Consider the following 11790-nt stretch of genomic DNA (forward strand, 5'->3'; position numbering starts at 1 on the left):
CGCTCAGTTCTTTACCCAGCTCAGCACAATTTTTCCAATGTGCTCGCCAGACTCCATCAGTGCATGCGCTTCGGCGGTGCGATCGGCCAGCAACTCGCGAAAGATGACCGGTCGAATGTCGCGAGACTCAAGCAAAGGCCACACCTTTTCACGCAAAGCCTGCGCAATGCCAGCCTTGAACGCCACCGACCGCGGACGCAGTGTCGAACCACTGATCGTCAGGCGACGCCGCAGCAGTTGCCCGGCATCGAAGCCGGCCTGGCTGCCGCCCTGCACTGCGATAACTACGCAGCGCCCGTCATCTGCGAGGCACTCGATGTTGCGCGCCACGTAGCCACCCGCCACCATGTCGAGAATCACGTCGACGCCGCGGCCGTTGGTGGCTTGCTTGCATTCAGCGACGAAGTCCTGCTCGCGATAGTTGATCGCCACATCCGCACCCAGCCTCAAACAGGCTGCAGCCTTTTCGGCGCTACCCACCGTCACCAGGACGCGAGCGCCGAAAGCTTTGGCCAACTGAATCGCCGTGACCCCGATACCGCTGCTACCGCCGTGGATCAGGATGTTCTCGCCAGCACACAGGTGCGCGCGCTCAAACACATTGCTCCACACGGTGAAGTAGGTTTCAGGCAGGCTTGCTGCTTCGACCATGCTCCACCCCGCCGGCACGGGCAGACACTGCGCAACAGGTGCAGTGCAAAGCTCTGCGTAACCGCCGCCAGCCACCAAAGCGCACACCTTGTCGCCAAGCTGGAACCCAGCCGCAGCAAGCGAAGCATCGTCGCCGGCCACGATCCGCCCGGCCACTTCGAGGCCAGGCAGATCGCTTGCGCCGGCGGGAGGCGGGTAAGCCCCCTTGCGTTGAAGCACGTCAGGGCGATTGATGCCAAAAGCCTCAACCGCGATCAGGCACTCCCCGACGCCGGCTTGCGGGTCTGGGCGCTCAATTAGCTGCAGTACTTCAGGCGCACCGGGGCGCGTGATGGCAATCGCCTTCATCGAAAGGCCTTACTCGGCAGCGCCCTCTTGTGCTGCCGGAGCAGCAGGCGTCGGCGCAGCATCACGGTCGATCAGTGCCTTCATCGACAGCTTGATGCGGCCCTTCTCATCGGTCTCCAGCACCTTGACCTTGACGATCTGGCCTTCGGTCAGGAAATCAGTGACCTTCTCGACACGCTGGTGAGCGATCTGGCTGATGTGCAGCAAACCATCCTTGCCGGGCAGCAGGTTGACCAGGGCACCGAAGTCCAGGATCTTGGTGATCGGGCCTTCGTAGACCTTGCCGATCTCCACTTCCGCGGTGATCTCCTGAATGCGCTTCTTCGCGTACTCAGCCTTCTCGCCATCGGTCGAAGCGATCGTGATGGTGCCGTCTTCGCCGATGTCGATGGTGGTGCCGGTTTCTTCGGTCAGCGCACGGATGGTGGCGCCGCCCTTGCCGATCACGTCGCGGATCTTCTCCGGGTTGATCTTCATCGTGTACAGGCGCGGCGCGAACTGCGACACCTCGGTGTTGGCCGTGCCCATGGCCTCGACCATCTTGCCGAGAATGTGCATGCGGGCTTCCTTGGCCTGAGCCAGCGCCACCTGCATGATTTCCTTGGTGATGCCCTGGATCTTGATGTCCATCTGCAGGGCGGTCACGCCAGCCGTCGTGCCGGCCACCTTGAAGTCCATGTCGCCCAGGTGATCTTCGTCACCCAGGATGTCCGTCAGCACGGCGAAGCGGTTGCCGTCCTTGATCAGGCCCATGGCGATGCCGGCCACGTGGGCCTTCATCGGCACGCCGGCGTCCATCAGCGCGAGGCAGCCGCCGCAGACCGAAGCCATCGACGAGGAGCCATTGGACTCGGTGATTTCCGAGACCACGCGCAGCGAGTACGGGAAGTCTTCCTTGCTCGGCAGCGCGGCAACCAGCGCACGCTTGGCCAGGCGGCCGTGGCCGATTTCGCGACGCTTCGGGCTGCCGACACGACCCGTCTCGCCAGTAGCGAAGGGAGGCATGTTGTAGTGCAGCATGAAACGGTCTTCGAACTCGCCGGCCAGCGCATCGATGCGCTGAGCGTCGCGGTCCGTGCCCAGGGTCGCAACGACCAGCGCCTGGGTTTCGCCACGGGTGAACAGCGCGGAGCCGTGGGTGCGCGGCAGCACGCCGTTGCGGATTTCGATGGGGCGCACGGTGCGAGTGTCGCGGCCGTCGATGCGCGGCTCACCGGCCAGGATCTGGCTGCGCACGATGCGAGCCTCGATCTCGAACAGCAGACCATCGACCTCGACGCCGTCGAACTCCGCACCCTCAGCCTTCAGTGTTTCCTTGACCTTGGCATAAGCCTCGCGGCACGCTTGCGTGCGAGCCTGCTTCGAGCGGATCTGGTAGGCCGCGCGCAATGCGCCTTCGGCCAGCTCAGTGACCTTGGCGATGAAGGGCTCATTCTTGGCCGGAGCTTTCCAGTCCCACACCGGCTTGCCGGCGTCACGCACCAGCTCATGGATGGCGTTGATGGCGATGTTGCCCTGCTCATGGCCGAACACCACGGCGCCCAGCATCAACTCTTCGCTCAGCTGGTCGGCCTCGGACTCGACCATCAGCACGGCGGACTCGGTGCCGGCAACGACCAGATCCATCTTCGAGTTGAGCAGCTCGGTCTTGCCCGGGTTCAGCACGTACTCGCCGTTGACGTAGCCCACGCGCGCAGCGCCGATCGGGCCATTGAACGGGATGCCGGAGATGGACAAGGCAGCCGAGGTACCAATCATCGCAGCGATGTCAGCCTGAACTTCCGGGTTCAGCGACAGCACATGGATGACCACCTGCACTTCGTTGAAGAAGCCCTCGGGGAACAGCGGGCGAATCGGGCGGTCGATCAGGCGGCTGGTCAGTGTCTCCAGTTCGCTGGGGCGACCTTCGCGCTTGAAGAAACTGCCAGGGATCTTGCCGGCGGCGTAGGTCTTTTCGAGGTAATCAACAGTCAGTGGGAAAAAGTCCTGACCAGGCTTGGCCTCGCTCTTTGCCACAACAGTCGCCAGCACCACGGTGCCTTCGATATCGACGATGACGGCACCACTCGACTGGCGAGCGACTTCACCCGTCTCCAGCGTCACGCTGTGCTGACCCCATTGGAAGGTCTTGGTGACTTTGTTGAACATGCTCATGTTCTTTCCTCTCTTCGTTACGGCCGCTTGCGGTGCGGCGCATGACCGGGAGTGGGACTGGGTTTGGCGGTTTGCCATTCCAGCAAGACTCAGCGATGAACCTTGCTGGAATGACATAGCAGCGCCACGTCAGTTCAACCCCTATCGAATCGTCAAAGCACAAAGAGCCTGTGCTGGCTTGCGTCCAGACAGGCTCTTCATGCGCATGGGTGCCTTACTTACGCAGGCCCAGCTTCTGGATCAGCGCCGTATAGCGGGCAGCGTCCTTGGACTTCAGGTAAGCCAGCAGGCTCTTGCGGGTGTTGACCATCTTCAGCAGACCGCGACGGCCATGGTGGTCCTTGGCGTGGGTCTTGAAGTGGGGGGTCAGCTCGTTGATGCGGGCGGTCAGCAGGGCCACTTGGACTTCCGGGGATCCGGTGTCGTTGGCGCTGCGAGCGTTAGCCTTGACGATTTCTGCCTTGTTCAGATCGGCGACTGCCATGATGCGTTCCTTGATATCGGGAATCCGCTGGGCAGCGCACGGCAACACGGCCGGCCTGGCTCACAGACGGTTTCCTAGGTTTTAACTTGCGGTCACGGGTGAAACCGACCCATGCCGTGCCTTCTCCTGCGCCTCGTGCAGCACCGCCAGGGCACTACCGAAACACAGAAGCCGCAGATTATAGACCAAGGCCCGGGATCAGTTCAGGTCCGCAGGACGCTCCATCTTGCACGAATGGGGCTGCTCGGCCTTCTGGGCGTCGACGAAGCGAACCGTTCGGAAACCATAGCCTGAGCCCTCGTTGTCAAAGCGGACGCCGGGGCTGCCGACTCGTTTCATCATGGTGACGTACAGGGGCTGGATGAACTGATGATCAGCGGCGCGCATGGTTCCCTGGTGCACCCCACCCAAGGTCTTGCCATCGAACTTCATGCCTTCCATCGCACGGGCTACAGCTGCCGGCTCTGCACTGCGGGCCTTTTCGATGCCGGCAACGAGCACCTCCACCATGGCCTGCATGCGGGCGTGGACATAGTCGTCCTCGGGTTTGGGAAAGCGCTCGCGGAACGCAGCGTAGAAGCGATCCGAGCTGGGCGTGCCAACGTTGGGGTGCCATTCAGCCACGGCCACCACGCGATCGATGCCGCTATCGCCCAGCGCGGCGGGCACACCCAGTGCATTGCCATAGAAGGTGTAGAAGCGCGCGTCGACGCCAACCTCCTTGGCCGCCTTGATCAGCAGCGTCAGGTCATTGCCCCAGTTGCCGGTCAGAACGGCCTGCGCACCGCTGGCCTTGATCTTGGTGGCATAGGGAATGAAGTCCTTCACGCGTCCGACCGGATGCAACTCGTCGCCTACGATCTGCACATCTGGGCGCTTGGAGGCAATCATCTCCCGGCCCTTCTTCAGCACATGTTGGCCGAAGCTGTAGTCCTGGCCGATCAGGTATACGCGCTGTACCGAGCTGTCGTTCGCCAGTTGATCTGTCAATGCAGCCAAGCGCATATCGGAATGGGCATCGAAGCGAAAGTGCCAGAAGCTGCACTTCTCGTTCGTCAGAGAAGGATCAACGGCTGAATAGTTCAAGAAGAGGGCGCGACGTTGCGGCTCGCGCTCGTTGTGTTTGTTCAAGGCATCGATCAAGGCGGCCGCCGTGGCCGAACTGTTGCCCTGCAGCACGAAGGTCACGCGCTGGTCAATGGCTGCCCTCAGCATCGATAGCGCTTCTTCTGTCGCGCCCTTGCTGTCGAAGCGCGCGAGGCTGAGCGGCCTTGCACCGCCCGGCAGCTTGACGCCGCCGCGCGCATTGACGCGCTCAACCGCCCAGACCAGATTGCGGTGGACCGCCTCCCCCGCATTGCCGAACGGGCCGGACAGGCCTTCGATCATGCCGAGCCTGATGGGTTCCGGCGCGGCTTGTGCAAGCGTCGTGCAAAGCATCGCTGCAGCAGCGGCCAGCGATTGAATCCAGGTGCGGCGGGAAAGAGAAAAAGTCTGAGTCATCTCAAAGTCGGTTGTTGATCCATCTTGAAAGCAGTCCGCGCGCGGTGCGAGTGTCGTGAGTCTGCAGAGACTGGGTTGGGTGACCTGCCCGAGTCGCGCTCAAGCGAGCCCAGCTCAAACCGCACCAAGATCCCAGCGCGGCCGGATCGCGAAGCTGCCATCGGTGTGTGGCCGAGCGAAGCCACGTTGCAGGCGCAGCGCGGCAGCCATCGCGATCATTGCACCGTTGTCGGTGCACAACTGCAGTTCTGGGTAGTGCACGCGCACCGCGCGTTTGGCGCAGGCGGCATTGAGTTGCTCGCGCAGCAAAGCATTGGCGCCGACGCCTCCGGCCACCACCAGGCGCTTCAGTCCGGTTTCCTTGAGCGCCAGCATCGACTTCTTCACCAGCACTTCAACGATGGCGGCCTGCGTGGCTGCAGCCAGATCTGCACGCTGCTGCTCGCTCGGAGCTGCACCAAGCTTTTTCACCTGTGTCAGCACGGCCGTCTTCAGTCCGGCGAAGCTGAAATCGGGCTTGCCACTGTGCAGCAGCGGCCGCGGCAACTCGAAGGCCCGGGCATCACCTTGCTGCGCCAGCTTCGCGAGGTGCGGTCCGCCGGGATAAGGCAGGCCCAGCAGCTTCGCGCTCTTGTCAAAGGCTTCGCCGGCCGCGTCGTCGATGGTCTCACCCAGAATCTCGTACTGACCGACATCGTCAACCCGCATCAGCTGCGTGTGTCCGCCGGACACCAGCAGCGCGACAAAGGGGAACTCCGGCGGGTCAGCCGACAGGAAGGGAGACAGCAAGTGCCCCTCCAGATGATGAATCGGCAGGCTGGGCTTGCCGAGGGCTGCGGCCAGCGCAACCGCCACGCCGGCACCCACCAGCAAGGCACCCGCCAGTCCAGGGCCTTGCGTATAGGCCACCATATCCACATCCTCGAGCGTCAGGCCCGATTGCGCCAGCACTTCGCGCGTCAGCGGCAGCACGCGGCGGATGTGGTCACGCGACGCCAACTCCGGCACCACCCCACCATAGGCCTGATGCATGGCAATCTGGCTATGCAAGGCCTCACCCAGCAGCTTGGGCACGCCCTGCCCGCCCCCGGGCACTTCAACCAGCGCCACGCCGGTCTCGTCACAGGACGACTCGAAACCCAGGACCCGCAACATGCGTCAGTTCTTCTCGCGCGCGTGGTTGATCGAGTACTTGGGTATCTCGATCGTCACATCCGCCTGCCCGAGGATGGCTTGACAGCTCAGGCGCGAGTCCGGCTCCAGACCCCAGGCGCGATCGAGCATGTCCTCTTCGCCCTCTTCCATCTCTGACAGGGTCCGGCCACCCTCGCGAACGATCACGTGACAGGTCGTGCAGGCGCACACCATGTCGCATGCATGCTCAACTTCGACGCCGTTGTCGAGCAGCGCTTCGCAGATCGAGGTACCGGCCGGCGCGTTGACTTGCCGGCCATCGGGACAGTACTCGGCGTGGGGAAGAATCTTGATGGTTGGCATAGGGCTATTCCAGTCAAACCTGATCGATGGTGCGGCCGGCCAGGGCCTGATGGATGCCGCGGTTCATTCGGGCAGCGGCGAAGGCTTCAGTCCCGTGAGCCAAAGCGTCGACCGCTGCGGTGATGGCCGACGCATCGTCACTCTGCGCCACGGCAGAGAGTGCCAGCAGCAGGGCTTGAATGTCCGCCAACTCCACCGGATTCAGCAGATCGCCATCGGCAGCCAGCGCCGAGTGGGTGGCCAGCGTCATGCGCTCGGCATCGACGCGCGCCTCGCGCAGCGCCCGCGCCTGCATATCGGTCTCTGCCGCAGCGAAACCGTCCTTCAGCATGGCAGCAACTTGATCGTCCGACAGCCCATAGCTGGGCTTGACCTGCACCGCGGCCTCCACGCCGGAGCCAAGCTCCTTGGCCGACACGCTCAGCAGCCCGTCGGCATCGACCTGGAAGGTCACGCGGATGCGCGCGGCACCCGCCACCATGGGCGGTATGCCGCGCAGCTCGAAGCGGCCGAGAGAGCGGCATTCGCTGACCAGTTCGCGCTCGCCCTGTAGCACATGGATGGCCATCGCAGTCTGACCATCCTTGAAGGTGGTGAAGTCCTGGGCCTTGGCCACCGGGATGCTTGCATTGCGTTCGATGACGCGTTCGACCAGGCCGCCCATGGTCTCTAGGCCCAGCGACAAGGGGATCACGTCCAGCAGCAGGATTTCGCCATCAGCGGCATTGCCGGCCAGCTGGTTGGCCTGGATGGCTGCGCCGAGCGCCACCACCTCATCGGGGTTGAGGTTGGTCAGCACCTTCGCGTCACCGTCCGGGCCGAACAGCGCGCCGACCGCCGCCCGCACGCAAGGCATGCGGGTCGAGCCGCCCACCATCACGATGCCGTTCACCTCATCGGCCTTGACCTTGGCATCGCGCAGCACGCGACGCACCGAGGCCAGGCTCTTGTCGACCAGGGGCTTGGCCAGCGCGTCAAACTGAGCGCGTGTCACAGGCACGCTTGAGCTGCCGGCATCCAGCGCAAGCGCCAGCGTTGTCGCATCGGCATCGCTCAACGCCTCCTTGGCAGCGCGGGCGGCTACCAGAACGCGGCGCTTGTCCTGGGCGCTGTCGATCTGCAGACCACTCTGGGCCAGGGCCCAATCCGCCAGGCTGCGATCGAAATCATCACCGCCGAGCTGCGCGTCGCCACCCGTGGCGACCACCTCGAATACGCCCTTGGACAGCCGCAGCAGCGAGATGTCGAAGGTGCCGCCGCCCAGGTCGTAGACCGCATAGAGCCCTTCGCTGGCGTTGTCCAAACCGTAAGCAATGGCAGCCGCCGTGGGCTCGTTGATCAGGCGCAGCACGTTCAGGCCGGCCAGCTGCGCTGCGTCCTTGGTGGCCTGGCGCTGCGCGTCGTCAAAGTAGGCCGGCACGGTGATCACGGCGCCGAACACATCGTCGGCGAAGCTGTCCTCGGCGCGGTAGCGCAAGGTGGCCAGGATCTCTGCCGAGACCTCGACAGGCGACTTCAAACCCTCGCGGGTCTCGATCGCCAGCATGCCGGGCTGATCCACAAAGTGGTAGGGCAGCTTGTCACGATTGGCGATGTCGCCCAGGCTGCGGCCCATGAAGCGTTTTACCGAAACCAGGGTGTTCTCAGGATCATCAGCCTGCGCTGCGAGTGCCTCGGCGCCGATCTGCCGGCCGCCGTCGCCCAGGTAGCGCACGGCCGAGGGCAGGATCACCCGCCCCTGCTCGTCCGGCAGGCACTCGGCCACGCCGTGGCGCACCGACGCAACGAGTGAATGCGTGGTGCCCAGGTCGATGCCGACAGCGATGCGTCGCTCATGGGGGTTGGGCGAAGCGCCCGGTTCGGAAATCTGCAGCAGTGCCATCTTTTTATTGTCCCAGCGCGTCGAGGCGCTTATCTATGTCGGCCCGGAAGCGGGCGACGAACATCAGGGCTCGGACCTGCTCCGCCGCGGCCCTTGCGTCATCGGCCTGATCCAGCAAGCGCGCGGTTTCCGCCATCAACGCTTGCTCGCGGGCTGCAACCTCGTCATCCAACGCCTGCACCGCAGTCGCGTCGGCAGCATCGTCAAGCGCTTCCCGCCAGGCCATCTGCTCCATCAGGAACTGGGTCGGCATGCGGGTGTTGTCTTCCACGTGCAGTGGCGCGCCGCGTAACTCGCAGAGATAGGCGGCGCGCTTGAGTGGGTCACGCAGGCGCTGATGCGCCTCATTGACACGTAGGGCCCATTGCATGGATTGACGCTGGGCTGCCGCCCCTTCGGTAGCGAACTTGTCGGGATGCACCTTGGCGGCCAAGGCCTTCCAGCGTGCCTCGATTTCGGCGCGATCCTGTGCCTGGCGCTGGGGCAGGCCAAAGAGGCTGAAGTCGTCGTCGTCAAGTCTCATGCGAGGCGATCGAAGATCGTAAAAAGCAAAGGCGCGGCCAGTAAGCCGCGCCGTCGGTTTCGAAGGGGGCTGACCTTAGACGCGGAAGGACTCGCCGCAACCGCAGCGGTCTTTCTCGCGCGGATTCCTGAACTTGAAGCCTTCGTTGAGTCCTTCACGCACGAAGTCAAGCTCCGTGCCATCCAGATACGGCAGGCTCTTGGGGTCGATCAGGATCTTGATGCCATGGCCCTCGAAGATCACATCTTCCGGAGCCACGTCGTCGGCATACTCAAGCTTGTAGGCTAGGCCCGAGCAACCCGTGGTCTTCACGCCCAGGCGCACCCCCACGCCCTTGCCGCGCTTGGCGATGTAGCGCGTCACGTGCCGCGCAGCCGCTTCTGTCAAGGTCACTGACATCCGTGCGCCCTCTTCCTTACTGCGTGTGCTTGGCGCGGTAGTCGTCCACCGCAGCCTTAATGGCATCCTCAGCCAGGATGGAGCAGTGGATCTTCACCGGCGGCAAGGCCAGCTCTTCGGCAATCTGTGTGTTCTTGATCTCGAGCGCCTGGTCCAGGCTCTTGCCCTTGACCCACTCGGTCACCAGCGAGCTCGACGCAATCGCAGAGCCGCAGCCGTAGGTCTTGAACTTGGCGTCCTCGATCAGGCCGGTCGCGGGATTGACCTTGATCTGCAGCTTCATCACGTCGCCACAAGCCGGTGCCCCGACCATGCCGGTGCCGACGCTGTCGTCACCCTTGTCGAAAGCGCCGACGTTGCGGGGGTTTTCGTAGTGGTCAACGACCTTTTCGCTGTATGCCATGGTGTTCTTCTCCTAACGACGGGGTTGACCGCTCAGTGCGCGGCCCATTGAATGGTCGACAGATCGATGCCGTCCTTGTACATATCCCACAGGGGCGAGAGCTCGCGCAACTTGGCCACCCGATCCTTCAGCGTGGCGATCGCGTAGTCGATTTCTTCCTCGGTTGTGAAGCGACCGATGGTCATGCGCAGCGATGAATGCGCCAGCTCGTCGCTGCGACCCAGCGCACGCAGCACATAGCTGGGCTCAAGACTTGCCGAGGTGCAGGCCGACCCCGAGGAAACGGCCAGGCCCTTCACGCCCATGATCAGGCTCTCGCCTTCCACATAGTTGAACGAGATGTTCAGGTTGTGCGGCACGCGCTTCTCAAGATCGCCGTTGATGAAGACCTGCTCAATGCCGCTCAGGCCGTCGATCAGGCGCTTTTGCAGCATGCGAATGCGCTCACTCTCGGCGCCCATCTCTTCGCGAGCGATGCGGAAGGCTTCGCCCATGCCGACGATCTGGTGGGTGGGCAACGTGCCAGAACGCATGCCACGCTCATGGCCACCGCCATGCATCTGGGCTTCAAGTCGCACCCGCGGCTTGCGGCGCACGTAAAGCGCACCCATGCCCTTGGGGCCGTAGGTCTTGTGCGCCGACATGCTCATCAGGTCGATGGGCAGGCTGGCCAGATCAATCGCCACCTTGCCGGTGGCCTGAGCGGCGTCGACGTGAAAAATGACGCCGCGCTCACGGCACAGGGTACCCAGAGCCACCACATCCTGGATGACGCCGATCTCGTTGTTGACGAACATGACCGAGGCCAGGATGGTGTCCGGCCGCAGGGCCGCCTTGAAAGCTTCCAGGTCCAGCAGGCCGTCGGCCTGCACGTCCAGATACGTAACCTCAAAGCCCTGACGCTCCAACTCGCGCATGCTGTCCAGCGTGGCTTTGTGCTCGGTCTTGACCGTGATCAGGTGCTTGCCGCGTGTCTTGTAAAACTGAGCCGCACCCTTGAGGGCCAGATTGATGGACTCGGTGGCGCCGGAGGTCCAGACGATCTCGCGCGGGTCGGCGCCGATCAGCTCGGCCACCTGCACGCGAGCCTTCTCTACCGCCTCTTCCGCCTCCCACCCCCATGCATGGCTGCGCGAAGCCGGGTTGCCGAAATGCTCGCGCAACCAGGGAACCATGGCATCCACCACACGCGGGTCGACCGGCGTCGTCGCGCCGTAGTCCATGTAGATCGGGAAATGAGGAGTCATGTCTGTACGGTAAAAATTACTTAGTGAAGGCATTGCCGAGTGCAAACACCGAATTCGGCGCAGTCACCCGGATGGGCTTGACCACCGGTTGCGAGGAAATGGCCCGCTTGATGGGCGCCTCTTCAATGGTCACGCCTTTGGCAAGTTGGTCGTCGACCAGCTTGCGCAAGGACACTGAATCGAGGTACTCGATCATCTTGGCGTTCAGGCTGGTCCAGAGTTCATGCGTGATGCAGCGCCCGGCGTCGCCACCCATGCAGTTTTCCTTCCCGCCGCAGCCGGTCGCATCGATCGGCTCATCAACGGCGACGATGATGTCGGCCACAGTGATTTCTTCCGACTTGCGCCCCAGGGAGTAACCACCGCCTGGGCCTCGCGTGCTTTCCACGAGTTCGTGCCGACGCAGCTTGCCGAACAGCTGCTCCAGATAGGAAAGGGAGATCTGCTGACGTTGGCTGATGGCAGCCAGTGCGACAGGCCCGCTGTTTTCACGCAGGGCCAAGTCGATCATCGCAGTGACGGCGAAACGACCTTTGGTAGTCAGACGCATGAAAATCTCCTTTGATCGACTTGATCTTTAGCCAGCAAATCAGGCCCGTTGGCCGCCGGCATGCCGCTGCAACGGGTAAACCCTTGGGTATGCCCGAGTAGTTTACTCAATTATTCATCAGCTTGCAGCGAAGGCACGGGCAAGGCCGC

12 protein-coding genes are annotated in these 11790 nt (G+C 63.2%); all 12 read right to left on the minus strand.

Going from position 1 to position 11790, the window contains the following annotated elements; translation table 11 throughout:
- Positions 1-3 precede the first annotated feature (3 nt).
- Positions 4-999 carry an NAD(P)H-quinone oxidoreductase gene (locus tag ACIQ67_RS02930; RefSeq protein WP_397532855.1) on the minus strand — a complete coding sequence of 332 codons (996 nt, stop codon included), beginning with the start codon at positions 997-999 and terminating at the stop codon, positions 4-6.
- A gap of 9 nt (positions 1000-1008) precedes the next feature.
- Complete coding sequence (pnp, locus tag ACIQ67_RS02935) at positions 1009-3153, minus strand: polyribonucleotide nucleotidyltransferase (protein ID WP_397532856.1); 2145 nt, start codon at positions 3151-3153, stop codon at positions 1009-1011.
- A gap of 214 nt (positions 3154-3367) precedes the next feature.
- Entirely contained in the window at positions 3368-3637 is a 270-nt protein-coding gene (rpsO, locus tag ACIQ67_RS02940; RefSeq protein WP_397532857.1) for a 30S ribosomal protein S15, read from the minus strand.
- Between the two features lie 198 nt (positions 3638-3835).
- The gene (locus tag ACIQ67_RS02945; RefSeq protein ID WP_397532858.1) at positions 3836-5140 is read right to left on the minus strand and encodes a branched-chain amino acid ABC transporter substrate-binding protein; all 1305 of its coding nucleotides are present in this window, start codon (positions 5138-5140) and stop codon (positions 3836-3838) included.
- A gap of 114 nt (positions 5141-5254) precedes the next feature.
- Positions 5255-6292 (minus strand): tRNA (adenosine(37)-N6)-threonylcarbamoyltransferase complex transferase subunit TsaD, encoded by a 1038-nt coding sequence (tsaD, locus tag ACIQ67_RS02950; RefSeq protein ID WP_397532893.1) that lies wholly within the window; start codon positions 6290-6292, stop codon positions 5255-5257.
- A gap of 6 nt (positions 6293-6298) precedes the next feature.
- On the minus strand, positions 6299-6637 hold the full coding sequence (gene fdx, locus ACIQ67_RS02955; protein ID WP_397532859.1) for an ISC system 2Fe-2S type ferredoxin: 339 nt from the start codon (positions 6635-6637) through the stop codon (positions 6299-6301).
- A 13-nt stretch (positions 6638-6650) separates the two neighbouring features.
- A complete protein-coding gene (gene hscA, locus ACIQ67_RS02960; protein ID WP_397532860.1) occupies positions 6651-8519 on the minus strand; it encodes a Fe-S protein assembly chaperone HscA in 1869 nt (622 codons plus the stop codon).
- Positions 8520-8523: 4 nt separating this feature from the next.
- The gene (hscB, locus tag ACIQ67_RS02965) at positions 8524-9042 is read right to left on the minus strand and encodes a Fe-S protein assembly co-chaperone HscB (protein WP_397532861.1); all 519 of its coding nucleotides are present in this window, start codon (positions 9040-9042) and stop codon (positions 8524-8526) included.
- Positions 9043-9117: 75 nt separating this feature from the next.
- On the minus strand, positions 9118-9441 hold the full coding sequence (iscA, locus tag ACIQ67_RS02970) for an iron-sulfur cluster assembly protein IscA (protein WP_397532862.1): 324 nt from the start codon (positions 9439-9441) through the stop codon (positions 9118-9120).
- 16 nt (positions 9442-9457) lie between these two features.
- On the minus strand, positions 9458-9844 hold the full coding sequence (gene iscU / locus ACIQ67_RS02975; RefSeq protein ID WP_397532863.1) for a Fe-S cluster assembly scaffold IscU: 387 nt from the start codon (positions 9842-9844) through the stop codon (positions 9458-9460).
- Positions 9845-9876: 32 nt separating this feature from the next.
- Entirely contained in the window at positions 9877-11091 is a 1215-nt protein-coding gene (locus ACIQ67_RS02980) for an IscS subfamily cysteine desulfurase (protein ID WP_397532864.1), read from the minus strand.
- A gap of 16 nt (positions 11092-11107) precedes the next feature.
- On the minus strand, positions 11108-11641 hold the full coding sequence (locus ACIQ67_RS02985) for a Fe-S cluster assembly transcription factor (protein WP_397532865.1): 534 nt from the start codon (positions 11639-11641) through the stop codon (positions 11108-11110).
- Positions 11642-11790: the final 149 nt, after the last annotated feature.

Source organism: Roseateles sp., assembly GCF_044373315.1.
In the GTDB taxonomy this organism is placed as follows: Bacteria; Pseudomonadota; Gammaproteobacteria; order Burkholderiales; family Burkholderiaceae_C; genus JACDQM01.

Excerpts from the sequence above, each read along its gene's own strand:
- ACIQ67_RS02985 (WP_397532865.1), bottom strand. The coding sequence starts at position 11,641 with ATGCGTCTGACTACCAAAGGTCGTTTCGCCGTCACTGCGATGATCGAC.
- ACIQ67_RS02980 (WP_397532864.1), bottom strand. The coding sequence starts at position 11,091 with ATGACTCCTCATTTCCCGATCTACATGGACTACGGCGCGACGACGCCG.
- pnp (WP_397532856.1), bottom strand. The coding sequence starts at position 3,153 with ATGAGCATGTTCAACAAAGTCACCAAGACCTTCCAATGGGGTCAGCAC.
- iscA (WP_397532862.1), bottom strand. The coding sequence starts at position 9,441 with ATGTCAGTGACCTTGACAGAAGCGGCTGCGCGGCACGTGACGCGCTAC.
- rpsO (WP_397532857.1), bottom strand. The coding sequence starts at position 3,637 with ATGGCAGTCGCCGATCTGAACAAGGCAGAAATCGTCAAGGCTAACGCT.
- hscB (WP_397532861.1), bottom strand. The coding sequence starts at position 9,042 with ATGAGACTTGACGACGACGACTTCAGCCTCTTTGGCCTGCCCCAGCGC.
- fdx (WP_397532859.1), bottom strand. The coding sequence starts at position 6,637 with ATGCCAACCATCAAGATTCTTCCCCACGCCGAGTACTGTCCCGATGGC.
- hscA (WP_397532860.1), bottom strand. The coding sequence starts at position 8,519 with ATGGCACTGCTGCAGATTTCCGAACCGGGCGCTTCGCCCAACCCCCAT.
- iscU (WP_397532863.1), bottom strand. The coding sequence starts at position 9,844 with ATGGCATACAGCGAAAAGGTCGTTGACCACTACGAAAACCCCCGCAAC.
- ACIQ67_RS02945 (WP_397532858.1), bottom strand. The coding sequence starts at position 5,140 with ATGACTCAGACTTTTTCTCTTTCCCGCCGCACCTGGATTCAATCGCTG.
- ACIQ67_RS02930 (WP_397532855.1), bottom strand. The coding sequence starts at position 999 with ATGAAGGCGATTGCCATCACGCGCCCCGGTGCGCCTGAAGTACTGCAG.